21 protein-coding genes and 2 tRNA genes are annotated in these 24687 nt (G+C 27.7%); 9 read left to right on the plus strand and 14 right to left on the minus strand.

What is annotated here, in order from left to right; all coding sequences use genetic code 11:
* Nucleotides 1-94 precede the first annotated feature (94 nt).
* From MKD41_RS03485 to MKD41_RS03495, 3 genes are read left to right on the plus strand one after another with little or no spacing between them, the layout of a single operon-like run.
* Nucleotides 95-661 (plus strand): hypothetical protein, encoded by a 567-nt coding sequence (locus MKD41_RS03485; RefSeq protein ID WP_240244054.1) that lies wholly within the window; start codon nt 95-97, stop codon nt 659-661.
* A 2-nt stretch (nt 662-663) separates the two neighbouring features.
* Entirely contained in the window at nt 664-1503 is an 840-nt protein-coding gene (locus tag MKD41_RS03490) for a hypothetical protein (RefSeq protein WP_240244055.1), read from the plus strand.
* 22 nt (nt 1504-1525) lie between these two features.
* Entirely contained in the window at nt 1526-3877 is a 2352-nt protein-coding gene (locus tag MKD41_RS03495) for a caspase family protein (RefSeq protein WP_240244056.1), read from the plus strand.
* 254 nt (nt 3878-4131) lie between these two features.
* Here the strand turns inward: MKD41_RS03495 and MKD41_RS03500 are convergent, their stop codons facing one another.
* The 3 genes from MKD41_RS03500 to MKD41_RS03510 all read right to left on the minus strand — a co-directional run bounded on the left by MKD41_RS03500 (nt 4132) and on the right by MKD41_RS03510 (nt 6673).
* Nucleotides 4132-6246: a tetratricopeptide repeat-containing sensor histidine kinase gene (locus tag MKD41_RS03500; protein WP_240244057.1), complete on the minus strand. Its 2115-nt coding sequence runs from the start codon at nt 6244-6246 to the stop codon at nt 4132-4134.
* A gap of 223 nt (nt 6247-6469) precedes the next feature.
* Nucleotides 6470-6554, minus strand: a tRNA-Leu gene (locus MKD41_RS03505).
* 46 nt (nt 6555-6600) lie between these two features.
* Nucleotides 6601-6673 (minus strand) — tRNA-Lys (locus MKD41_RS03510).
* Between the two features lie 111 nt (nt 6674-6784).
* Here MKD41_RS03510 and MKD41_RS03515 point away from each other — a divergent pair.
* Nucleotides 6785-7294, plus strand: a complete 510-nt coding sequence (locus tag MKD41_RS03515) for a shikimate kinase (protein ID WP_240244058.1) — start codon at nt 6785-6787, stop codon at nt 7292-7294.
* Here MKD41_RS03515 and MKD41_RS03520 read toward each other — a convergent pair.
* Complete coding sequence (locus MKD41_RS03520; protein WP_240244059.1) at nt 7286-7783, minus strand: phosphoribosyltransferase domain-containing protein; 498 nt, start codon at nt 7781-7783, stop codon at nt 7286-7288. The genes MKD41_RS03515 and MKD41_RS03520 overlap by 9 nt on opposite strands.
* Nucleotides 7784-7936: 153 nt before the next feature.
* Nucleotides 7937-8302, minus strand: a complete 366-nt coding sequence (locus tag MKD41_RS03525; RefSeq protein ID WP_240244060.1) for an RNA-binding S4 domain-containing protein — start codon at nt 8300-8302, stop codon at nt 7937-7939.
* 178 nt (nt 8303-8480) lie between these two features.
* Between MKD41_RS03525 and MKD41_RS03530 the strand changes: the two genes are divergently transcribed.
* Nucleotides 8481-9332 (plus strand): FKBP-type peptidyl-prolyl cis-trans isomerase, encoded by an 852-nt coding sequence (locus tag MKD41_RS03530; RefSeq protein ID WP_240244061.1) that lies wholly within the window; start codon nt 8481-8483, stop codon nt 9330-9332.
* Between the two features lie 132 nt (nt 9333-9464).
* Here the strand turns inward: MKD41_RS03530 and rmuC are convergent, their stop codons facing one another.
* Complete coding sequence (gene rmuC / locus MKD41_RS03535; protein WP_240244062.1) at nt 9465-10787, minus strand: DNA recombination protein RmuC; 1323 nt, start codon at nt 10785-10787, stop codon at nt 9465-9467.
* 91 nt (nt 10788-10878) lie between these two features.
* On the opposite strand from rmuC, the gene MKD41_RS03540 reads away from it, so the two are divergent.
* Nucleotides 10879-11424 carry a 1-acyl-sn-glycerol-3-phosphate acyltransferase gene (locus tag MKD41_RS03540; RefSeq protein WP_240244063.1) on the plus strand — a complete coding sequence of 182 codons (546 nt, stop codon included), beginning with the start codon at nt 10879-10881 and terminating at the stop codon, nt 11422-11424.
* A gap of 5 nt (nt 11425-11429) precedes the next feature.
* Here MKD41_RS03540 and MKD41_RS03545 read toward each other — a convergent pair whose 3' ends face one another.
* Nucleotides 11430-12572 carry an MFS transporter gene (locus MKD41_RS03545; protein WP_240244064.1) on the minus strand — a complete coding sequence of 381 codons (1143 nt, stop codon included), beginning with the start codon at nt 12570-12572 and terminating at the stop codon, nt 11430-11432.
* Between the two features lie 130 nt (nt 12573-12702).
* Nucleotides 12703-13785, minus strand: coding sequence for a glycine cleavage system aminomethyltransferase GcvT (gene gcvT / locus MKD41_RS03550; RefSeq protein ID WP_240244065.1), 1083 nt, complete (start codon nt 13783-13785; stop codon nt 12703-12705).
* 182 nt (nt 13786-13967) lie between these two features.
* Between gcvT and MKD41_RS03555 the strand changes: the two genes are divergently transcribed.
* A complete protein-coding gene (locus MKD41_RS03555; protein WP_240244066.1) occupies nt 13968-15431 on the plus strand; it encodes an aminopeptidase P N-terminal domain-containing protein in 1464 nt (487 codons plus the stop codon).
* Between the two features lie 67 nt (nt 15432-15498).
* The gene (locus MKD41_RS03560) at nt 15499-16038 is read left to right on the plus strand and encodes a DUF3124 domain-containing protein (RefSeq protein ID WP_371824282.1); all 540 of its coding nucleotides are present in this window, start codon (nt 15499-15501) and stop codon (nt 16036-16038) included.
* Here the strand turns inward: MKD41_RS03560 and MKD41_RS03565 are convergent, their stop codons facing one another.
* Together MKD41_RS03565 and MKD41_RS03570 are read right to left on the minus strand one after the other, a co-directional pair.
* On the minus strand, nt 16039-16803 hold the full coding sequence (locus MKD41_RS03565) for a TIGR02757 family protein (RefSeq protein WP_240244067.1): 765 nt from the start codon (nt 16801-16803) through the stop codon (nt 16039-16041).
* Nucleotides 16804-16814: 11 nt separating this feature from the next.
* Entirely contained in the window at nt 16815-17651 is an 837-nt protein-coding gene (locus MKD41_RS03570) for a sulfurtransferase (RefSeq protein ID WP_240244068.1), read from the minus strand.
* 150 nt (nt 17652-17801) lie between these two features.
* Between MKD41_RS03570 and MKD41_RS03575 the strand changes: the two genes are divergently transcribed.
* A complete protein-coding gene (locus tag MKD41_RS03575) occupies nt 17802-21026 on the plus strand; it encodes a VPS10 domain-containing protein (RefSeq protein ID WP_240244069.1) in 3225 nt (1074 codons plus the stop codon).
* 137 nt (nt 21027-21163) lie between these two features.
* Here the strand turns inward: MKD41_RS03575 and miaA are convergent, their stop codons facing one another.
* From miaA to MKD41_RS03595, 4 genes are read right to left on the minus strand one after another with little or no spacing between them, the layout of a single operon-like run.
* Nucleotides 21164-22066, minus strand: coding sequence for a tRNA (adenosine(37)-N6)-dimethylallyltransferase MiaA (miaA, locus tag MKD41_RS03580; protein ID WP_240244070.1), 903 nt, complete (start codon nt 22064-22066; stop codon nt 21164-21166).
* 1 nt (nt 22067) lies between these two features.
* Complete coding sequence (locus tag MKD41_RS03585; protein ID WP_240244071.1) at nt 22068-22889, minus strand: ion transporter; 822 nt, start codon at nt 22887-22889, stop codon at nt 22068-22070.
* 46 nt (nt 22890-22935) lie between these two features.
* Nucleotides 22936-24015 (minus strand): exonuclease domain-containing protein, encoded by a 1080-nt coding sequence (locus MKD41_RS03590; protein ID WP_240245000.1) that lies wholly within the window; start codon nt 24013-24015, stop codon nt 22936-22938.
* A 1-nt stretch (nt 24016) separates the two neighbouring features.
* Complete coding sequence (locus MKD41_RS03595) at nt 24017-24685, minus strand: YggS family pyridoxal phosphate-dependent enzyme (RefSeq protein WP_240244072.1); 669 nt, start codon at nt 24683-24685, stop codon at nt 24017-24019.
* Nucleotides 24686-24687: the final 2 nt, after the last annotated feature.

Below are 24687 nucleotides of genomic sequence, written 5' to 3' on the forward strand. Positions count from 1 at the left end.
TAGATTTTAATATATTTGATGTATAATTTATATGTTGTAAAAAAATAAAAAAGCAACTTAAATTTGAAGTATATACTATTAATCCAAAATTATTATGAAAAAAAATTATTTACTTACAATTGCAAGTATTACCCTATTAATATTAACTAATTGTAACTCTACAAAAACACTTTCAAAAGTAGAGGATATGACTGAAATTCAAATTCCATTATCGGGCAAAGAATATATGAGTAATGAAAATTATTTTAGAGCAAAACAAGTTGGAGAAAGTTCTGACTTGGCTACTGCAAAAAAAATTGCAACTCAAAACGCTAAGGCTGATTTAGCAAGTAATATCCAATCATTAATAAAAAGAGTAACTGATCAATACACCAACCAAAGATCAGTTGGTGATAAAAAAGAATTTGAAAATAAATTTGAAGAATTATCTAGAGAAGTTGTTAATCAAGATTTAAGAGATATAAAAGTAATAGGAGAAAAACTTTTTAAATTAAAGAATGGAAATTATCAATATCATATAGCTGTTGAAGGTTCTAAGGAAACAATACTTAATGGTATTTCTGAACGAATAAATAAAGAATCAAAATTAAAATTAGACTTTGATAAATTTCAGTTTCAAAAAATTTTCGATGATGAAATGAAGAAGTTTGAAAATTATTAGAAATGACAATTAAAATTGACAGTAAATTTTATTTTTTATTTCTGTTCCTTTTAGTTTTTACTAATTTTTATGCTCAAAAAAAAATTAAGGTACATAAAGTAAGTGGTATTTCAATTAGTAGAGATAAAACCCCACTTAAGGCTTTGGAAGAGGCAATAAAAGATGCACAAATTAATGCTTTAAGAAAAGCAGGGGTTACTGAGCAGGTCTCAGTATCAACTATGTTATTTAATGAAAGTAATGGAGAAACTATTAAAAATTATTTTAATGAAATTTCTAATATTGAATTGCAAGCAAATATTGTAACTGAAAAAGTATATCCAGAGGTCAGAAAATTTGATGAAAATGGGAATATGGTCGTTTCTGTAGATATTGATGCAACTATTTTTAAATACAATACAAAAAAAGATCCCTTATTATTTTTTAAAGTTAATGATCTTAAAGATGTTTATTATGAAAATGATTTAATCTCTTTTTCATTTATTCCTTCTCTCGATGGATATTTAAAAATTTTTGTTATTAATAAGAATGAAACATTTTTATTGTATCCTTTTGAAAATAAAAATCAGGATTATTTAAGCGATTCAAAAAATAAATTATTTAGAAAGAATGAAAAAGTTTTTTTTCCTATACATGATGCTTATAAACCAGGTTATTCAATTGAATTAAATAATAAAGAAATAGCTGAAAGTAGTGTTTTAATTTTTGTTTTTACTAAAAAGAATATTCCTTTTATTGATGATAAAGTAAACGTAAAAACAATATTAAATTGGATATATAATATACCAATAGATGAACGCAAATTATTATTTAAAAATTTATTATTAAAGCATCTTAATTAATCAAGATAAAATATATTCAAGTATGAAAAATGTACTTATTTTAATAGTGTTTTTAAACTTAACTATAAGTTATTCTCAAACTCAAAATTATTCATCTTATGAAACTTCAGCAAGCTTTATTACTATTGCTGGTGGAATAGGGCAAGGTGATTCTGAAAATCAGTTAAATATACCTTCTGGGATATTTGTGGATGATAAAGAAAATGTTTATGTAGCTGATACTTATAATCACCGTATTCAAATGTGGACTCCGGGAGCTAAGAAAGGAATTACAGTTGCGGGTGGAAAAGGTAGAGGGAATGAAGCAAATCAATTAAATAGACCTTCTGGTATTTTTGTAGATATAAAAGGAAATATTTATGTAGCTGACACTTATAATCATCGTATTCAAATGTGGGCTCCAGGAGCTTGGAACGGTATAACTGTTGCTGGAGGAAGCCAAGGTAGTGCAGATGATCAATTTAATTTACCTTATAGTATCTTTATAAGTGCACAAGGAGAAATGTTTGTATCTGATGCTGGTAACCATAGAATTCAAAAGTGGGTTTTAGGAGAAAGAAAGGGAGTGACTGTAGCAGGGGGAAAAGGCAGAGGAAATAAATTAAATCAATTAAATAGGCCTTTTGGATTATTTTTAGATACAGAAGAGAATATTTATATTGCAGATAGTTTTAATCATCGTATTCAAAAGTGGGCTCCAGGTGCTAGAGAAGGTATAACTGTTGCAGGTGGAAATGAGAGTGGTAATGCGGCAAATCAATTAAATATGCCAACAGGTGTATTTGTAGATGAGCAATATAACATTTATATAGCTGATAATGGTAATAATAGAGTTCAAAAGTGGAATTTAGGAGCCATAGAAGGTATTACAATTTCTGTAGGAAATGAAAATGATACTTCTAAAAGCCAATTTGTTTCAGCTTCAAGTATTTTTATAGATAGAATAGGAAATATTTATATATCTAATATAAAAAGCCATAGTGTTCAAAAAAAATATAAACGTTTTGACTATACAAATTTAACTAAAGATAGAATAAATTTCTTTATACAAAATTTTGTAAATGAAGAAATGAATAATTGGAATAAAAAGGGGGAGTTCGAAAAGTCTTCAAGCTATCAACTAAGAGTAAGTGAAGCAAATAGGAAGCAGAAAATTAAAGATTTGCAGCAATTAGCAATTACTAAATTAGAAAATGAATATAGTAAAACTGTTGATTTTGGAAGTAGTATACTTGGTTCTTATGATGCAGATAACGAGGTTTTCACGGTTAAATTAGGTGGTTTTGAAGAAATCACAATTAATGTAAAATTAGAAGAAGCTCCGCTATTTAAAGAAAATTGGAATGAAATTTTAAAAACAAAAAAATTTATATTAACAGAAAATGGCTTTGAATTATCTAGTTTAAATTTTTATAATCCAAAAACATCAAAAAAATATTCTTATAATTATTTACAGAATAAAAATGTTTATGCCTATGAAAATAATAATTTAAAAAAAGAATATAACTCTTCTGATAAACAAGGTATTGGTGTTGATTCTGAATTAAAGAAGGTTGATAAAAAAAAGGAAGTTATCAAATCTGATGTTGACATAAATATTCCTGAAACTACTTCAAAGCAAATGAATACTTATGCTTTAATAATAGGAAATGAAGATTATAAGTCAAAACAATCTGGATTAACATTGGAACAAAATGTTGATTTTGCAGAAAATGATGCTGATGTTTTTGCTTTATATTGTAAAAAAACATTAGGAATACCAAATAAACAAGTTAAGATATTAAAAAATGCTACAGCAGCTGAAATTAGACAGGGTTTAGCTTGGATAAATAACCTCTCAGATATTGAAAATGGGAATGCAAAAATAATATTTTATTATTCTGGTCATGGCTTACCAGATCAACAAACGAAAGAGCCTTATTTAATTCCAGTTGATGTTTCAGGTACTCACTTAGACTATGCCATTAAATTATCTGATGTTTATAAATCACTAACAGAATTTCCTGCACAACAAATTACGGTTTTTTTAGATGCTTGTTTTAGTGGAGGAGCAAGAAATCAAGGTTTATTAGCCATGAAAGGTATAAAAGTGAAAGCAATGAAGAATATTGTTTTTGGAAATATTGTAGTTTTTTCTTCAAGCTCAGGTATTGAAAGCTCTGCTGTTTATAGAGAAAAACAACATGGGTACTTTACATACTTTTTACTTAAAAAGTTAAAAGAAACAGAGGGAAAAGTAGATTACAATAATCTTAGTAGGTTTATAAAATATTCCGTTAGAAAAGAGGTAGGATTAAAAGGTATAATTCAAACCCCTCAAGTGAATGTTGGCATAGAGGTAGAAAACGAATGGATGTTATGGAAATTAAAATAATTTAGTTCGTTAAATAAAGATATTGTTAAGTTTACCTAAATTAAATTGCTTAATAGCCAAAATAGATGGTGAAAATATTAAATCTTTTACGACCAAAGGTTTAGATAAAATTTTATTGAAACTGAGTTTAATAAACTTTTTTTTGTAGCATAAAAACATAAAAAAAAGCGTTGCTGGGCTTGCTCAATTCTTAAAACAATTTAATGGGAAAACAACAAGGAAAACATCGATTTAAATGTAAGAATTGTGCTTTGTTATTTCACTTCATTTGGTAGAGAAAAATAAAAGTTAGTGCCTTTATCTAGCTCCGATGTAACCCAAATCTTACCCCCATGTTTTTCAATAAATTCTTTACAAATTATTAGACCTAGTCCAGAGCCTTTTTCATTAGCTGTTCCTTTAGTAGTATCGTTAGTATGAAGGGTAAATAATCTATTTCTAGATTCATCATTCATTCCAATACCGTCATCAGAAACAGCAATTTCAGTAAATTTATTTTTTTGTTTTATACATATTGATATGTTGCCTTTTGGGTGTGTAAATTTTATTGCATTAGTTATTATATTTCTTAAAATAGTCTTTAACATATGAGTATCGGCATATACCTCAATTTCTTCTGGATGAAGGTAATGTAAAGTAATGTTTTTTAATTCAGCTGTTGGATTTAGTTCTTCTAATATTTGTAAAATTAGTGTTTGAATATTTTGCTTTTTTGGTTTAAAAGCAATCTGTCCTGTTTGAGATTTGGCCCAATTTAAAAGGTTATCTAATAAAGAGAGTGTATTGGCAGCTTCAGAATTTATATGCTGACTAAATTTTACAATTTTGGTAGTTTCTAGTTTTTTTGCATTACTGCTTAATAAATCAGAAAATCCTAAAATAGTATTAAAAGGACTTCTTAAATCATGGGCAATAATGGAGAAAATTTTATTTTTGGTAGTGTTTAAGATGTTTAGCTCATTATTTTTATGCAGCAATTTATTGTAAAATAGATATATAATGATTGCAATAATAATTATAATTAAGATTACCAATCCCATTAAAATTTGATAAATTTTTTGTTGCTCAATTTTTAAAATATTAACTTCTTTTTCTTTTTTTAATTGATTTATTTGTTGATTTTTTTCATCCAGTTCGTAAAATGTGTGAAGCTGTTCTATTTGAATATCTGCTTCACCAAATAAAATTAAGTCTTGTACTTCAATTTGTTTATTTTTATAATAAATTACCTTTTTTAAATCATTTAAACCTAAATAGACTTCTGCTAGCTTCGAATAAATGGTTAATTGATTTTTTTTAGACTTAGTAGATAAAGCAATTTCAAGACCTTTGTTAATTTTCTGTAATCCTTCATTTAAATGTCCTGATTTAATTAGACAAAGACCTAAATATTCATAAATACTTGATTTTCCGTGTAGATTTAAATAGTTATTTTTTATTTCTAAAGATTTATATAAATGTTCTTGAGCTTGTTTATAATTTCCTTTTAAATATTCTAATTTACCTAACAGGCTGTAAGAAGAAGATATACCATATTTAGAGTTTGTTTTGGAATAAATTTTAAGTAAAATATTTATATTTTTGTTAGCTTCATCAAGGTTTCCAAATTCTAAATTTAATAGAGCAATTTGTTCATAGCACATAGCCAGTCCGTTAGTATTACCATCAATAGAATTTAAAATGTGGTATTTACCTAAAGCTTCTTTAAAATATTTTAATGCTTTTTCTGAATTTCTAAGGTCGGAGTTGACTTGACCAAGTAAGTAGGCCACCCAAGCATCACCTTCATTAAAATTGGCTTTTCTATAATTTAATCTCGATTTTATAAAATATTCAATAGCTCTACTGTACACTCCATTTACACGAAAAATAGTTCCAATCATTGAATAACTAGAGCCAATAGCCTTATAGTTTTTTGATTCTTTGCTATAATAAAGTGCATCATTAAAGGTTTCAAGAGCTAATTTTGTATCATTGGTTCTGTATTGATTTATTGCTATTCGGTTTAAAATTTCGCCTTTATACCAATAATCTTCAATTTCTTCTGATAAAATTAACGCTTTATTAAAATGTTTTTGGGAGTCATTTATACTGTCAATACTAAAAAATGCTTTTCCTAATACATATTGGGAACGCATTTCTAAAAATTTATTTTTTATTTTTTGTGATTCATATAAACAAAAATTAGCTAATGTTTGTGCTTTGTAGTTGTTTTTATGAATTATATTTAATGCACTATCTAATTTTAGATTTAGTTTATTTTGTATTGTTTTATTATCTACTTTATTAATTATATCTTGGGTAGAATAATTAAAAGCAAATGATATAACAATAAAAATAAATATTATAAAAAAATATTTTTTTGGCATTGAGGTTTTACTTAGAAATGAAATATGTTGAAATAATTCAATTTTTATCTATTAGTATTAAAAAATTTATTTTTTTGTAAACTTAATAAATCAAATATAAGATTTTTACTACATTTTTTTACTATTTAATTGTATTAATGTATAAATTAAATTAATTGGTAATGAATAAAATGTGAAATGTTACTAAATTATAGGAAGCCAAAGAGGGAAGTAGTTTTAGTTGTGCGCGTAACTGGAGTCGAACCAGCACGTTCTATGCGAACACCAGCCCCTCAAGCTGGCGCGTCTACCAATTCCGCCATACGCGCGTAAGTTTGTTGTAAAAAAAAAGTTAAGTAAAAACTTAACTTTTTGTGACCTGGCTGGGGCTCGAACCCAGGACCACCTCCTTAAAAGGGAGGTGCTCTACCAACTGAGCTACCAGGTCTTTCCTTTTGCAATTGCGAGTGCAAATATACTCCCTTATGTTTAAAAAACAAGTTTTTTTTTAAACTTTTTTAATCGATATTTGTATTCTTATTTTTTTACAAACTATTTTATGAAAATTGTATTATTAGGTTATATGGCATCGGGAAAATCAGCAGTTGGAAAAAAACTAGCTATAACCTTAAAAACTAAGTTTATAGATTTAGATGCATATATAGAAACTTGTGAAAAAATTTCAATTTCAACAATTTTTGAAACAAAAGGTGAAATTTATTTTAGAAAAAAAGAAAGTGAATATTTACAACAATTATTAGATTTAAAAGAAAATTATATCATTTCTTTGGGTGGTGGTACACCATGTTATGGTAATAATATGAAATTAATAAAAGAAAAATCTAAGTCGTTTTATTTAAATGCATCTATTAATACTATTTTTAATAGATTAAAAGGAGAAACGTCTCAAAGACCTTTAGTAGCAACCATTGGTAAAGAAAATTTAAAAGAATATATAGGAAAACATTTTTTTGAGCGTTCTTTATTTTATAATGAAGCTGATACAATTGTTTCTGTTAATGATAAATCTATTGAAACTATTGCCCAAGAAATTGCAACATTACTCTAAAACAGCATAAGCATTTTTGGTATCAAATATTACATTTATATGTTCTTGCATAGATGTTGATAAAGAAATTCCTTTAAAATCTGCTTTTACAGGATACTTTTTATGATTTCGGTTTATTAAAACGGCTGTTTTAAAACGTTTAAGAGGTACTTCTAAAAAATGTTTAATTCCATAAATTAAAGTAGTTCCAGAATTTAAAACATCATCTACTAAAACCAACGATTTATTTTTATAATTTTTTGCTTCTATACTTGTTGAAATTTCAGTTCTAGGATTTTTTTTGTCTATGCTAACTTCACACAAAATAACATTCAAGTCAGAAATACTATTAAGAATATTTGCAATATTTTGAGCAAAAATATAACCGTTTCCATTAATTCCAGCAATTATAATTTCTTTTTCATTACAATTGGTTTCATAAATTTGATAAGAAATACGACGTGTTTTGTTGTTAATTTGCTCGTTTGTTAAAATAATTGAACTTTCCATTGTGTTATTTTTTTTCAAAGATAAAAAACAATTCGTTTCCTTGTCTTTGTTTTATTGAATTATAGCAATTTTCTATAATTATAATCTTAAATAGAAGTATAACTGAAATATTATCAATCTATCAATCTATCAATCTATCAATCTATCAATCTTTTAATCGTTCTGTAGATCATCTATATCTCTTCTGTCTTTTTTTGTAGGTCTTCCTGTTCCTTTTTTTCTATAATAATCTTTAGAATATTTTAAAAGTTCAAATTTTTCAAATTCTTCAGCAGGAGTAGTGTCTTTTCTATATAAATCAACCAGTTTTGCACTAACTCTATTAGGTGGGATGTCTAAAACTTCAATTTTATAATTTATTTGATTTTTTCTAACAGTAATCTTTTCGCCATTAAAAATTAATTTTGAAGCTTTTACACTTGTATCATTTACTTTTACATGTCCTTTTTTACAAGCTTCAGTGGCTATACTTCTAGTTTTATATAACCTAATACACCATAAATATTTGTCAATTCGCATTTAAATACAATAATAAAGTTAAATTTTAGTTTTTCTCTTTTAACAAAGGTATGAAAATAGTATCTTGCGCACCTTAAAATAAAAGTAAATGAAACGAGTATGTTCAAAATTTAATCATCTAAGAGAATGATTATTTGCGAACTGCATGTGACCATTTAAAAATAATAAATAGAAACACATGAAAATTAAAAATTTATTAGTCTTATTCGCAATTTGTTTAGCAATTTTTTCTTGTAAAAAAGATGATGATGATTCAGATGATTATGACGCAGCTTCACAATCAATTATAGATGATAATACTTTAATTGAATATTTAAAAACTCATTATTTAAATGAAGATGGGGCATTGGATACCATTACAAATGGAGAAAGTTCTTTAATGGTAGATCCTAGGTTAGGAGTTCAAGAAATTGAATATAATGAAGTTGATTATAAATTATATTATCTAGTTAAAAATGAAGGTTCTACAATTTCTCCTTCAGGTGTAGATTCTATTTATGCAACTTATACGGGTATGTTATTAGATAGTACTGTGTTTGATTCAAAAACTACGTTTTCTTGGAATATAGGTTCTAGTGCAGCAATTTTGAGCAGTTTAATTCCTGGGTGGCAATATGGTTTTACAAATTTTAAAGGAGGAACTGTTGTTCAATATGAAGATGAATCTTTTGATTATGAAGATTATGGAGAAGGAATTTTATTTATCCCTTCAGGTTTAGCCTATGGAAATGTTAGTTCTGGTATTATTGAAGAAAATTCACCATTAATTTTTGAAATAGCTTTAAAAGATGTAAACTTAATTGATCACGATTATGATGGTGTAGATTCAAAATTTGAAGATTTAAATGGGGATAATAATTTTAATAATGATGATACTGATGAAGATGGAATTCCAAATTATTACGATGATGATGATGATGGTGATGGAGTTCTAACAATAGATGAAGATGCAAATGGAGATGGAGACCCAACCAACGATGATACTGATGGCGATGGTATTCCAGATTATTTAGATGCAGATACTTATTAAATTAGGAGTGTTTTTTTAACAATCTTTATTTCGTCATGTTGAATTTATTTCAGCATCTCATTAAGCAGAGAACTTATCATTATGAGAACCAGAAACAAGTTAAGGTTGATGTATTTCGTAAATTCACACGAACTAATCCTCATCTTCTAAAGCTCTTTCAAGTAATTTATCATTAAATTGTTTAGAGCCTTTTGCACCTAATTTTTTAATACGTTCAACTTTTCTAATAAGATTTCCTGTTCCAGTTAATTTTTTCATGGAAGAATCATAAGAGCCTTGAACTGTTTTTAATTGATTGCCAACCTTAATTAAATCATTAGTTAAATTTACAAATTGATCGTATAATCTTCCTGCTTGAATTGCAATTTCTATGGCATTTTTTTGTTGCTTTTCGTTATTCCACATACTATCAATTGTGCGTAATGTTGCTAAAAGGGTAGTAGGAGTGACTATAACTATATTTTTTTCAAAAGCTTTGTTATACAATTGGTTATCGTAGTTTAGAGCAACAGCAAAAGCTGGTTCAATTGGTATAAATAGCAAGACAAAATCTGGAGATTCAATTTGATAAATATCTTGGTAATTTTTTTCGCTAAGCTGCTCAATATGTCGTTTTAAAGAGTTTACATGCTCTTTTATTGTTTGTTCTTTTTCTGTTTCATCTTCTGAGTTAATATATTGTTCATAAGCTGTTAAAGAGACTTTAGAATCAATAATCATTTTTTTATTATCGGGTAAATGAATAACAACATCAGGTAAAATTCGTTTTCCTTCGTTGTTTGTAAAACTTTGTTGTACAAAATATTCACTATCTTTTTCTAAACCAGATTTTTCTAAAACGCGCTCTAATACCAATTCACCCCAATTTCCTTGTGTTTTACTATCGCCTTTTAAGGCTTTAGTTAAGTTTAATGTTTCTTTACTCATTTGTAGATTTAGATCTTTTAAACCAACAATTTGCTGACGTAAAGCGGCATGGTAATCAATGCTTTCTTTATGTGTATTTTCTACTTTTTTTTCAAAATCTTGAATTTTTTCTTGTAAAGGATTTAAAATATTTTTGATATTCTCCTTATTTTGCTCGGTAAATTTAGATGATTTTTCTTCTAATATTTTATTGGCTAACAATTCAAAATCTTTGGTGAATTTCTCTTGTAATTTTTCAATTTCTAACTTGTTGTCTTGTAATTTTTCTGTTACATTTTTTAGTTCAGAAACCTTTTGTGTTAGCTGTAAATCAATTTCATGTTTTTCATTAGATAATAATAGCTTGTCAGTGTTTAATTGACTGATTAATTTATTATTAGTTTCTTTATCTTCAAGTAAAAGTTGATGTTTTATTTCTAATGCTGAAGTTATTTTTTGATATTTATTTTTTATAATTAAGTTGCTAATAACATAACCAATTATAAAAAACAAAACTGCTATTAAACTATAGATTAAAAGTGCATTCATTGTAATAAAAATTAGTTTATAAATGTAAGATTTTTATATTTGTGACGGTAACTTGTGAATTAGAATATAAAGCTGAGTTATTAACATGAACATGAAAACAATTTCAAAATTTATTTTTCACAAATTATTGGGGTGGAAAACAGTGGGGCTTTTTCCAATAAATATTAAAAAATATATAATTATTGGTGCTCCACATACGCATTGGAAAGATTTTATGCTTGGTTTAGCTATGAAATTGACTCAAAATTTACCTGTTAATTTTATTGGTAAAGCTTCTTTATTTAAACCACCTTTTGGATTTATTTTTAGAAAGTTAGGAGGAATTCCTATTGATAGAACTAAAAGTACTAATAAAGTAGAGGCTATTATCACTATTTTTAAAGAGAGAGAACAATTTATATTTGCACTATCTCCTGAAGGAACTAGAAAACGTGTAGATGTTTGGAAAACAGGTTTTTATCATATTGCAAAAGGTGCCAATGTACCAATTGTTATGATGACTTTTGATTTTGAAAATAAGCAAGTTAAAATATCTGAACCATATTATTTAACAGATGATAAAGAAAAAGACATGAATTTTATTTATGAATTTTATCGTGGCGTAAAAGGTAAAATTCCTGAATATTTTAATTTATAATCTTCTTAACTTGTTTTACGTTTGTAAATAAATAATAATTTTGAAATTGGAATAAAAGAGAGTCCGGCAAAAATAAAAACAAAAAAAGCTTGTTTTAATCCAAAGGCATGTGCTAAATAACCTATTAGCGGTGGTCCAATAAGCATACCAACAATGGCATAAGTACTAATAATAGATATTGCCATTCCTGGAGAGTATTTTTTAGATGTTCCAGCTAAAATAAGTGTCATTGGAAATATTGGAGCTGTACCAATACCTACCAAGCAAAAACCAAAAAGAGCTGGCCAAAACGAAGGAAAAAATACTGCAGTAGAAATACCTAAAGCAATTAAAATTGCACTTAAAACATACGTTTTTTGCATACCAATGGTATCCATTAATTTATCTGAAAAAAATCGAGATAAAGCCATACATGTCATAAATGAAAGGTATCCATAAGTAAAAATTTCTTCGTTTATAACTTCTTTAAAATAAACACCGCTCCAATCGAACATACCTCCTTCACATAATGCTGCAAAAAAGACTAATAAACCTAAATATAAAATAAAAGTGTCTGGTTTTCCTAAAATTAATTTATTTCCTGAGATAGATTTATCTCCTTTAATTAGGTATAAAAATGCAATTAAAGCGCTTATTAAGGAGAATAGTGAGATGCTTAATAAATGATTTGAAATAGAAATATTCATTTTTACCATAAGCGTAGAAAATCCAACACCAATTAACCCACCGGTACTCCAAAGTCCGTGAAAAGAGCTTACAATTTTCTTTTTAAATTGTTTTTGAAGCGTTATAGATTGTGTATTTATTGCAATATTTAAAATTCTCATTGCAAAAGAAAAAAGGCAAATAGCACCAATTAAAACAAGAGGTGTTGTTGCATAACCAATTAAAATTAAAGAAAAAGAGAAGAATAAAAATGAAATTATAATTGGTTTTCTACTGTTAAATTTTGAAATAATCCATCCAGAAATTGGAAGTCCAATCATAGAACTTATTGGCATTGCTAATAATATGGTTCCAAGTTCGGCTTCATTAAAGTTAAAAAAGGTTTTAATAGTAGGTATTCTAGATGCCCAAGTCGCAAAGCATAAACCTGTTAAAAAGAAATATGTACTTAAGGAGATACGTTGCTTAATTTTTAAATCCATAAAATTAATTTAAAAAAATAATTTTAAATAGTAATCATCTGATTTTAAGCTTAAAACCAGAATTTTAACTCCAATCAAATAGCTATATACTGATTGGAGTTAAAATTATAATGATATTTTAAAAAATAGTTTATGCTTTGTAAAATGGCAGTCTTACAATTTTTGCAGGAATTGCCTTTTTACGAACTTGAATAAAAATTTCGGTATCTCTTTTAGCATATTCATTAGTTACATAGCCCATACCAATACCTTTTTTAAGTGAAGGACTCATAGTACCAGAAGTTACTTCACCAATTACAGTTCCATTTTCATCAACTATTTCGTAACCGTGACGAGGAATTCCTTTTCCTGTAATTTCAAAAGCAATTAATTTTTTTGTTACACCTTCTTCTTTTTGCTTTTTAAGTGCTTCAGAATTAATAAAATCTTTTGTGAATTTTGTAATCCATCCTAAGCCAGCTTCAATAGGAGAAGTAGTGTCGTTAATATCGTTTCCGTATAAACAGAATCCCATTTCTAAACGTAAGGTATCACGAGCAGCTAATCCAATTGGTTTTATTCCAACAGCAGCACCTGCTTTAAACACAGCATTCCAAACAGCTTCGGCATCTTTATTTTTTATATAAATTTCAAATCCTCCAGAACCTGTATACCCTGTTGCAGAAACAATAACATCTTTTAAACCGGCAAATTCACCAATTTTAAAACTGTAATATTCCATAGAAGAAAGCTCAATATCTGTAAGTGATTGTAAAGCTTCAGGTGTTTTAGGTCCTTGTACAGCTAATAATGAATACTCGTCAGAAGCATTAATCATTTCAACACCTAAATCGTTATGTTGAGAAATCCAATTCCAATCTTTTTCAATATTAGAAGCATTTACAACAAGCATATATTTTTCTTCAGAAATTCTGTAAACTAATAAATCATCTACAATTCCACCATCATTATTAGGCAAACAGCTGTATTGAATTTTTCCATCTACAAGTTTAGAAGCATCGTTAGAAGTTACTTTTTGAATTAAAGCTAATGCATTTTTTCCTTTTAGAAAAAATTCACCCATATGAGAAACATCAAAAACACCAACAGCGTTTCTAACAGTTTCATGTTCAATATTAATTCCTTCATATTGTACAGGCATATTAAAACCTGCAAAAGGCACCATTTTAGCACCTAATTTTTCGTGTATATGAGTTAAAGCTGTGTTTTTCATTTCTTTGATTTTTTAATGTTGCTAAAATACTAAATATTCATAAAAACCATTGGTATTAAATTAACATTTTACCATTGTATAAGTGATTAAATATTATAAGTAGCGAACTAACATTATAAAAGTTGTTCTCAATTTTTCTTTTTTTATATTTGAATATTATTAATTTATAGAATTTAAGGTTTATGATATTAAAAAAACTAACATTCATTAGTTGTTTCTTAATTTTTTTTGGAAGCTATGCACAAAATCCATTTTTACCTGAAGATTATTTAACAAAAGATTTTCATAAAGATAGAAGGGAAGCTTTACGTGCTAAAATGCCAGCTAATAGTGTTGCTGTTTTTTTTGCAAACCCAGTTAGAAACAGAGCAAATGATGTAGATTATGTATACCACCAGCATCCTAATTTTTATTATTTAACCGGCTATAAAGAGCCACATGCTATGGTTTTAATTTTTAAAGAAAATCAAGCGGTTGATGGTAAATTGTTTAATGAAGTGTTATTTGTTCAAGAACGAAATGAAAATGCAGAAATGTGGACTGGAAAACGTTTGGGAATTATAGGAGCTCAAGATCAATTAGGGTTTAAAGTTGCATATAATGGTAGCGATTTTAAAAGCGCTGCCATAGATTTTTCAAAATTTGATAAAATATTTTTTGAGGAATTTAAAAACGATGTTAGGGATACAAATAGCAATGCTGATTTATATGATTTAATTAAAACATTTAAAGAAAAAGTTTCATATAATTTAATTTATTTAAATGATGTAAGTAATGATAAAATCCGTAATGAAATTAAAAATAATTTAGATACACAATTTTTAAAAAAAACAATGACTTCTTTACGTGAAATTAAAACAGAAGAAGAATTGGTATTGCTAAAAAAAGCTATAGAAATTTCAGCAATTGGGCAAATTGAAATAATGAAAGCAATGCACCCAAATATGTCTGAAGCTGAAGCCCAAGGTGTTCATGAATTTGTGTATAAAAAATATGGCGCAGAATACGAAGGATATCCTTCAATTGTTGGGGCAGGAAATAATGGTTGTATTTTACATTATATAGATAATACAAAAACGTTGATAGGCGATAACAATTTAATTTTAATGGATTTAGGTGCAGAATACCACGGATATACTGCAGATGTGACTAGAACAATACCTGCTAATGGTAAGTTCTCTCCAGAACAAAAATTAATTTATGATCTTGTATTTAAAGCCCAAGAAGCAGGAATTAAAGCCTACACCGTTGGAACAAAAATGAGTAAACCTCATGATATAGTCAAAAAAATAATAAATAAAGGTTTAGCTGAATTGGGAATTATAAATTCTGAAAAAATTTACCACACCTATTTTCCTCACGGATCTATGCATCATATTGGTTTAGATGTACACGATCCTGGTAATTACAATAGATTTGAAGAAAATATGGTTGTAACTATGGAACCTGGAATTTATATTCCGAATGGTAGTGATTGTGATGAAAAATGGTGGGGTATTGGTATACGTATTGAAGATGATATTTTAATCACTAAAAATGGACCTGTAAATCTTTCGGAAAAAGCACCAAGAACTTCAGAAGAAGTAGAAGCTACAATGAAGCTTTCGAGTGTTTTAGATAGTTTTATTTTACCTAAATTAGATTAAAATTTTAGATACAAAACCTTCCTAGTTTTAAAAATAAATAATATATTTAAAATAAATTTAATAATGTATGATGTTTCAAATATTTAATTTGAATAATTTTAAAAAAATAGTATTTTTTTTAGGTGTTGCTTTCTTAATTTCTTCTTGTGAAGAAAAGAGTGAATTTAGTTCAATACAAGCTAATAATTGGAATAAAAGAACAGTTAAATTAAGTGCTAAAGATACTCTTATTTCCGGACAAACATATTTGTCTGTTTACTCTCAAATATATAGTAGTTCTGAAGATAGAACCCATAATTTAACTGTAACTGTTAGTATGAAAAATATTAATTTAAAAGATACAATTTATATTGAAAAAGCTAATTATTACGATACTAAAGGAAAGTTAATTAGAACCTATTTTAATAATACCATTTATATAGCACCTTTAGAAACAGTTGAAATTATTATTGATGAAGTTGACCAACATGGTGGAACTGGAGCCAATTTTGTTTTTAATTGGAAAAAGGAAAAACGAACTAATGATCCTCATTTTGAAAGTATTATGATTTCAACTTTTGGACAACAAGGTTTATCTTTTACATCACAAGGAATAAAATTAGAATAATTAAAATTTTTCAAAAACACCTAGTCCAAACAGTGCAAAATCGTATTTAACGGGGTCGTTTTTATCCATTTTTCTTAATGAAGTATCTAATTCTGCCAATGCTTTTGCATCGTTTTGTTTTCTTTTTAAAAGACTTAATTTACGTGCAACATTTCCAGAATGTACATCTAAAGGACAGGATAAAATACTTGGAGAAATGGTGTTCCAAATTCCAAAATCAACTCCTGCAGCATCATTTCTAACCATCCATCTTAAAAACATATTAATTCGTTTTGCAGCAGAACCTTTTAAAGGATCTGATATATGTTTTTTAGTGCGTTCTAAATGTGGAATTTCAAAAAATAATTCTTTTAATTTATGTATTGCTGGCTGTGTAGTTGTTTTTGTTGAATGTTTAGAAAACACACTTTCTAAACCATTGTGGTTTTTATAAATATGTTGTAATGCTTTAACAAAATAAACAGCATCTAAACTGTTAAAAGTTCTATGTACAAAGCCATCAAAGCTATCTAGATGATGCTGTTTGTAATTCAAAATAAAATCATAGGGAGAATTCCCTAATAATTCCATCATTTTTTCAGCATTTTTAATAATCATTTTTCTATTTCCCCAAGCAATAGTTGCTGTTAAAAATCCTGCAATTTCTATATCTTCTTTTAATGTAAATTTATGTGGTATTTGAATAGGATCACTTTCAATAAATTTTGGATTGTTGTATTCAACTACCTTTATGTCTAAAAATTCTTTAAGTTCCTTTTTTGTCAACGGTAAAAGTTTTAATTTAAAATATCTATTGGAGCATTTTTTGTTGAAGCCCATTCAGTCCAAGAACCATCATAAATAGCCTTTTTATTTTTTAAAACAAGCTCACTAGCTAACATAATTATACAAGCTGTAATTCCAGAACCACAAGAAAAAATTAAAGGATTGTCATCAACTTTTAAATTGTTGAACATGGATTTAAGAGCAGTTTCAGATTTAAATTTACCATCTTTAAGAACAGTACTATAAGGTAAATTTATAGAATTTGGGATATGACCACTTTTTAAATTAGGTCTTGGGTCTGGAGCAGTACCATTAAATCTACCTTCAGATCTAGCATCTAAAACTATTGCTTGTTTAGTTGATAAATTTGTTTTAATTTCATTTATATCCTTCACCAATTCCGGATGTAAAACAGCTTCAAAATTACCTAAACTATAGGTGTCTTTTTTAAAGGATTCTAATTCAAAACCCTCTTTATCCCAAGCGGGTAAACCGCCATTTAAAACAGCAATATTATTATGTCCCATAGTTTTAAATAGCCACCAAACTCTTGGGCTTGTATAAATACCTAAATTGTCATAAACCACAATTTTACTAGTTTTATTAATACCTAATTTACGACATTCTTGTTTAAATTGTTGTGTATTTGGTAGTGTATTAGGAAACGGCGCATTTTTATCGCTAAAAGAATTTTTTATATCAAAAAAACGTGCATTTGTAATTCGTAAATCTTCAAATTTAGATTTTATTCCAGAAATATTATTTTTTTGACTAGCATCTAAAATAATTAAATCAGGATTATTTAAGTTTTCATGTAACCATTTTACTGATACTAAGTTGGTTTTCATAAGTTTAAAATTGTTTTAAATATAGGTAAAGATACATTCAATTTTATTTTTTAAAAATTATACTGAATAAAGTTATTCAGTTTTAATTATTTTTTAAAAAAACACTTAAATTAGTGCAATATTCTATTCAATTAACTTAAACAACACTTTATGTATAATTTTAAAAACAAAAGTTGGATAATTTCATGTATTCTACTTCTATTTTTTATTGTTTCTATACAAGAGTCTAATGCTCAAAATAGAAAAAAGAAAAGTTCTAATACTACTAATAAATTTAAATTAAATAATAGCACATTAAATATGTTTAGTTTTAGAAGTATTGGTCCTGCAGCATATTCTGGTAGAATATCAGATTTTGCTGTAAACCCAAAAAATCCTTCAGAATATTATGTGGGAGTTGCTTCAGGAGGTTTATGGAAAACGATCAACCACGGAACTACATTTAAACCAATTTTTGATAATGAAGCTGTTTTTTCAATTGGTTGTTTAGCAATGGATCCAAATAATTCAAATGTTGTTTGGGTTGGTACTGGAGAAAATAATACACAACGTAATTTAGCGTATGGAGATGGTGTTTATAAAACCACAGATGGTGGTAAATCATTTACAAATATGGGGCTTAAAACAAGTTCTCAAATCGGTAAAATTATGATTGACCCAAGAAATAGTAATGTGGTTTATGTTGCAGCTCAAGGTCAAGCTTGGGGGCCAGGAGGTGAACGTGGTTTGTATAAAACTATTGATGGTGGAAAAACCTGGGATAGAATATTAGAAATAGGTGAATATACCGGTGTTTCTGATATGGAAATGGATCCTAGAAATCCTGATGTTTTGTATGCTGCTTCACATCAAAGAGAACGTAGGGTATATTCTAAAATTGATGGAGGGCCAGAATCAGCTATTTATAAATCTGAAGATGCGGGTGCAACTTGGCGAAAATTAAAAAAAGGATTGCCTTCGGGTGATGTTGGTAGAATTGGTTTGGCTATTTCTTCAAATCCAGATATTATATATGCTGTAATTGAACTTCCGGGTAATAAAGGAGGAACATATCGTTCTAATGATAGGGGAGAAAGTTGGGAAAAACAAAGCGATAAGGTTTCTGGAAGTCCTCAGTATTATAACGAATTATATGCTGATCCAATTGATCCAGATGTAATAATTTTGATGGATACACGCGCTGGATATTCTGATGATGGAGGAAAAACCTGGGTGAATATTGAAGGAAGAAATAAACACGTAGATAATCATGCGCTATGGATAAATCCAGATGATACCAATCATTATTTAATGGGTTGTGATGGCGGTATTTATGAAAGTTATGATAAGGCAAAAACGTGGCAATTTAAAAGTAATTTACCCGTAACTCAATATTACCATGTACGTACGGATAATGAATATCCGTTTTATAATGTGTATGGTGGTGCTCAAGATAACGGTTCTTGGTTTGGGCCTTCTCAAACGCATAGAAGAAATATTGTTAATAGCGACTGGACTTATACAATTGGTGGAGATGGTTATTTATCTATTCCAGATCCAGAAAACCCTGATATTCATTATTGTGAATCTCAATATTGCGGATTAAGACGATACGATAGAACTACAGGTAATAGCATATCAATTAAACCACAACCAATTGCAGATGAAGAATATAATTGGAATTGGAATACACCTTATTTTATAAGTAAATTTGATAATAAAACCCTTTATGTTGGTGGTAATTATGTATTAAAAAGTACAGATATGGGTGGAACTTGGGAAAAAGTAAGTGGAGATATGACACGTGGTATTGATCAAAATTCGCTACCAATGATGGGTGAAATGTGGCCGCCAGAAGCAGTTGCAAAAAATATGTCTACTTCTAAATTTGGTAATATTTTTGCACTTGCAGAATCTCCTTTAAAACAAGGAATGTTATATGTTGGAACAGATGATGGATTGATTTGGACTTCAGAAAATGATGGTGAAAATTGGTTGCGTTATGATACATTTACGGGAGTTCCGGATATGACTTTTGTAAATTATATTTTACCGTCACAACACACCTTAGGAACTGTGTATGCTTGTTTTGATGGTAGAAAAAATAGTAGTGATTTTACACCATATTTAATTAAAAGCACAGATAATGGTAAAACTTGGAAGTCAATAGCTTCAAATTTGCCTTCTGGTACAGTTTATTGTATTCAAGAAGACCATGAAAATCCTAATATTTTATTTATTGGAACAGAGTGGGGTGTATGGACTACAATTGATGGTGGTGAAAAATGGGTGCAAATAAAAAATGGAATTCCAACCATTCAAGTTAAAGATATAACAATTCAAAAAAGAGAAAATGATTTGGTAGTTGCTACTTTTGGTAGAGGCTTTTATGTGTTAGATAATTATGCTGCATTAAGAGAATTAGCTCCTTCAGTTGAAGAAAAAGAAGCACATATTTTTGATATAGATGAAACATTATTATATTTTCCTTCAAGTAATTTAAATTATCAAGGAGATGTTAATTTTAGTGTTGCTAATCCAAATCCAGCTGTTAAATTTGAATATTTTGTAAAAGATGGTTTTGAATCTTTAAAACAAAAAAGAATTAAAAAACAAAAATCATCAGAAAAAACATCTTCATATTTTTATCCTTCAGAAGAAGAATTGTTAGCAGAGAAAAATGAAGTTGCTCCTAATCTAATATTTACGGTGTATAATACTGAAGGAGATATTATGAAAAAGTTAAATGCTCCTTTAAGAAAAGGGTACAATAGTATTTCTTGGAATTTAGAATATTTAACAAGACGTGGCCCAAAAGTACCGCCAGGAACTTACAAAGTTGGATTGGATAAAAATGATAATGGAAAAGTTACCAGACTTGTAGCACCAAAAGAATTTAAAGTTATTTCATTGCCAAATGCAATGGGAACACCAAATTATAAGGCTAATTTTAACTTCTTAAAAGATGTTTCAGATTTAAACACACTTGTTACTTCTGCAAGAGGAAAAATTATGAATATAAATGAAAGACTTAAAAGTATTAAGGATAATCTTATAAATATGCCAGTAGAAGCACATGTTTTAGTAAACGAAATTGATGCGAAACAAAAAGAAGTAGATGCTGTTGCAAAGGTTATTATTGGTGGATTTGGTGCTAAAAATTCAGTAGCTTCACGTAATAGATTTGCATTGTATACAACTTCTTCTGCACAAGTAGATATTACTGGGGCACAAAAAGAACAATATAATTTAGCTAAAAAATCTTACGATGTTGAAGCTCCTAAGTTAAATGAGTTATTTACAAAAGAACTACCAGAATTAGAAAACAAATTTAAAGAATTAGGAGGTGTTTTATATAACAATACTTCCTATGAAAGACGTTATGGAGAAGAGTAAATAATATGTAATTACTAAGTTTATAGAACTTTTACAAACCTAACAGTTATAAAAAAATTGTTAGGTTTTTTTATTGTTTATAATTGTATAATTTAAAAACTGTAGTGAAAATTTACTAGTTAGATTTTTAGCGTAATTTAAACAATTAGCGATTCAATTTTTGTAATTATTTCTGAAGTTTCGGTTTTAAAATCGAACCAATTAATAGAAGCATCTTTTTTGTTCCAAGTGACTTGTCTTTTAGCAAATCTTCTAGTGTTTTTTTTAATTTCTTCTATGGCAAATTCTAAAGAGTATTTACCATCTAAATATTCAAATAATTCTTTATAACCTACAGTTTGTAGGGCGTTTAAGTTTTTATAAGTATGTAATTTTTTTACTTCATCTAATAAACCGTTTTCCATCATAATATCAACACGTTGGTTTATGCGGTTGTACATAATGGCTCTATCGGCAAAGAGTCCTATTTTTATTGGTGTAAAGTTTCGTGGCGTTTTAGGTTTATTTTTAAATTCAGAATATTTTTTACCTGTACCAATACAAATTTCTAAGGCTCTAATTAAGCGATGTGGATTTTCAATTTCTAAGGTTGAAAAAGACTCAGGGTCCAATACTTTCAGTTGTTCTTGAAGTTCTAAAATACCCTTATTTTGAAGTTGAAGATTTAACTGAGTTCTAACTTCTGGAGCAACTTCAGGAAAATAATCTAAACCATTAATTACAGCATTGGTGTATAAACCACTACCGCCAACCATAATTAAATACTTATTTTTTAAAAAAAGATAATCTAATTTTTGCAAAGCATCTTTTTCAAATTGTCCTACGCTGTAATTATCAAAAATGGATCTGTTTTGAATAAAATGATGTTTTGCAGCGTTTAATTCTTCAGGTGAAGGAACAGCGGTACCAATATTCATTTCTTTGTAAAACTGACGCGAATCACTAGAAATTATTTCGGTATTAAAATGTTGTGCAAGTTTTATACTTAAAGCAGTTTTTCCTATTGCAGTAGCACCAACTACGGTAATTAAATAATTCATTTTACAGTTTTTTTCCACATTTATTACAATATTCAGAATTATCTAAATGCTTGTCTTCACCACAATGTTTACAATGTAGGGTGTTTAATTGTATATTTGTGTCTGGTTTAGCCATTTCTGCCGTTACAATTCCTGTTGGTATTGCAATAATTCCATAACCTAAAATCATTACAATACTTGCAATAAATTGACCAGTTGGTGTATGTGGAGAAATGTCTCCATAACCAACCGTAGTTAAGGTAACAATTGCCCAATACATACTATAAGGTATGCTAGTAAAGCCATTTACAGGGCCTTCGACTAAATACATTACTGTACCTAAAACAACAGTTAGTAGAATTACTACAAATAAAAATACGGCAATTTTTATTCTGCTAGCTTTTAAGGCACTGGCTAATGTTTTAGAAGCTCCTAAATAACGTGTAAGTTTTAAAATTCTGAAAATTCTTAAAAGGCGAAGTGCTCTAAGTGCCACAAGTGCATGCGTACCTACAAATATTAATGAAAGGTATTTTGGTATGGTTGCTAATAAATCTATAATACCGTAGAAACTAAATATATATTTTTGTGGTTTTTTAATAGAAATTATGCGAGCTATGTATTCTATTGTAAATAAAACGGTTATAATCCATTCAGATATATTTAGAAAATCATGATAATTTTTATCAAAACTTTCTACACTTTCTAGCATAACCAATAGTATACTAGCTATAATAGTAAGAATTAAAATTATATCAAATAATTTGCCGTTAGGTGTGTCTGCTTCATAAATAATTTCATGAAGTTTGTATTTCCAATCCTTAATATCTTTTTGTTTTTTCACTTTTAAAAAATCCTTAATTTTTACTAAAATATAGTAATTATTTTAATTAAAATCTAATAAGTTTTTCAACACTATTTCTTTGAAGGTATTTTTTTATTGTAGCTCTATTGTGAATAGAGTTTTCCATAGGTGAAATAAGATTTTGTAAAATTTGAATATTTGTAATTTGTTGTGCTAAATCTGTATAACAGAAGCCTTTAAATTCATTATTTTCAATTAATAAAACTGATTTTTCTCCAACAGTTCTACCTTTATCTACAATTATTAAATTAGGGTTGCTAAATTCAATTTTATTAAAATTAGGTTTTTGTTTAAAATTAAATTTAGGGGTATGAATTTTAAGTTTTTCTATATGCTTTAATTGTGCAATAAGTTCACTTCCTGTTACTTCAAAAGTAACGGAAACAACAGCATTTTGTAAGATTTTAGCTTTTTTTGATGTTCTTAAAAATAACTGATTTACTGTTTTTTTAATATTTTTTCCTTTACCAATATATATAATTGTTCTATCTATATTAAAAACATAAAACAATCCAGCTTTAGCAGGTAATTCATCTAAAATGTTTAACAATTTAGGTGCTAATTTTCTAGAATTATCGGTTTTAATCGCTTTTTTTATAATTTGTTTTTCAGTATCTTTATTAAGTAGCAATTTAAACAATTGTACTGTAGCTATAGCATCACCATCAGCTCTATGTCTGCTAGAAATTGGTATTCCAAGAGCGCTACATAATTTTCCTAATTTATAAGAATTTTGTTCGGGTATTAATTTTTGACTTAATTCTACTGTACATAGTGTTTCTCTTTTAAAATTAAAACCTAAACGTCTAAATTCTGTTGTTAAAATTCTATTGTCAAAATTGGCATTATGAGCAACTAAAACGCAATCTGTAGTAATTTCAACAATACGTTTTGCTACTTCGTGAAATTTTGGGGCATTTTTTAACATGCCATTATTAATTCCTGTTAAATTTACTACAAAAGGTTGTATGTCTTTTTCGGGATTAACTAAACTAATAAATTGATCTACTATTTGTTCTCCGTCAAATTTATAAATTGCAATTTCAGTAATTCCTTCTTCATCAAATTTACCACCAGTTGTTTCTATGTCTACTATTGCGTACAAATTATTTATAGTTTCTTGTCCCAAAAATAGCACTTCCAACTCTAACCATAGTACTACCTTCTTCTATGGCTATTTTATAATCTCCACTCATTCCCATTGAAATTATTGTTGGATTAAAATTTATTGAACTGTGTTTTTTTAAGGCGTTAAAATAATCAGTTAAAGTTTTAAATTCTTTTCTTATAATCGTTTCATCATCAGTAAAACTAGCCATTCCCATAATACCTTTAATATTAACATTAGAAAGCTGTTTAAAATCTTCTGAAGTTATTATATCTTCAACTTTATTAAATGAAAGTCCGAATTTAGTATCTTCTTTTGCTATTTTTAATTGCAACAAACAATTTAAAACACGATCATTTTTAATGGCTTGTTTGTTAATTTCTTTTAGTGTTTTAAAACTATCTACACCATGAATTAATGTTACAAAACTAGCCATATACTTCACTTTATTGCGTTGTAGATGTCCAATCATATGCCATTCAATATCTTTTGGCAATACTTCATGTTTTTCAACCATTTCTTGAATTTTATTTTCGCCAAAAATGCGTTGACCTGCATTGTAGGCTTCTAATATATCAGAAACGGGTTTTGTTTTTGAAACTGCAACTAATTTTACATTTTTTGGAAGCGAATTATTTAATAATTCTATATTTTTTGAAATGCTCACTT

The sequence above is a fragment of the Lutibacter sp. A64 genome (assembly GCF_022429565.1).
Classification (GTDB): domain Bacteria; phylum Bacteroidota; class Bacteroidia; order Flavobacteriales; family Flavobacteriaceae; genus Lutibacter.

Bases quoted from the DNA above. Each gene is read 5' to 3' on its own strand.
- MKD41_RS03485 (WP_240244054.1), top strand. From the start codon at position 95: ATGAAAAAAAATTATTTACTTACAATTGCAAGTATTACCCTATTAATA.
- MKD41_RS03490 (WP_240244055.1), top strand. From the start codon at position 664: ATGACAATTAAAATTGACAGTAAATTTTATTTTTTATTTCTGTTCCTT.
- MKD41_RS03495 (WP_240244056.1), top strand. From the start codon at position 1,526: ATGAAAAATGTACTTATTTTAATAGTGTTTTTAAACTTAACTATAAGT.
- MKD41_RS03500 (WP_240244057.1), bottom strand. From the start codon at position 6,246: ATGCCAAAAAAATATTTTTTTATAATATTTATTTTTATTGTTATATCA.
- MKD41_RS03515 (WP_240244058.1), top strand. From the start codon at position 6,785: ATGAAAATTGTATTATTAGGTTATATGGCATCGGGAAAATCAGCAGTT.
- MKD41_RS03520 (WP_240244059.1), bottom strand. From the start codon at position 7,783: ATGGAAAGTTCAATTATTTTAACAAACGAGCAAATTAACAACAAAACA.
- MKD41_RS03525 (WP_240244060.1), bottom strand. From the start codon at position 8,302: ATGCGAATTGACAAATATTTATGGTGTATTAGGTTATATAAAACTAGA.
- MKD41_RS03530 (WP_240244061.1), top strand. From the start codon at position 8,481: ATGAAAATTAAAAATTTATTAGTCTTATTCGCAATTTGTTTAGCAATT.
- rmuC (WP_240244062.1), bottom strand. From the start codon at position 10,787: ATGAATGCACTTTTAATCTATAGTTTAATAGCAGTTTTGTTTTTTATA.
- MKD41_RS03540 (WP_240244063.1), top strand. From the start codon at position 10,879: ATGAAAACAATTTCAAAATTTATTTTTCACAAATTATTGGGGTGGAAA.
- MKD41_RS03545 (WP_240244064.1), bottom strand. From the start codon at position 12,572: ATGGATTTAAAAATTAAGCAACGTATCTCCTTAAGTACATATTTCTTT.
- gcvT (WP_240244065.1), bottom strand. From the start codon at position 13,785: ATGAAAAACACAGCTTTAACTCATATACACGAAAAATTAGGTGCTAAA.
- MKD41_RS03555 (WP_240244066.1), top strand. From the start codon at position 13,968: ATGATATTAAAAAAACTAACATTCATTAGTTGTTTCTTAATTTTTTTT.
- MKD41_RS03560 (WP_371824282.1), top strand. From the start codon at position 15,499: ATGATGTTTCAAATATTTAATTTGAATAATTTTAAAAAAATAGTATTT.
- MKD41_RS03570 (WP_240244068.1), bottom strand. From the start codon at position 17,651: ATGAAAACCAACTTAGTATCAGTAAAATGGTTACATGAAAACTTAAAT.
- MKD41_RS03575 (WP_240244069.1), top strand. From the start codon at position 17,802: ATGTATAATTTTAAAAACAAAAGTTGGATAATTTCATGTATTCTACTT.
- miaA (WP_240244070.1), bottom strand. From the start codon at position 22,066: ATGAATTATTTAATTACCGTAGTTGGTGCTACTGCAATAGGAAAAACT.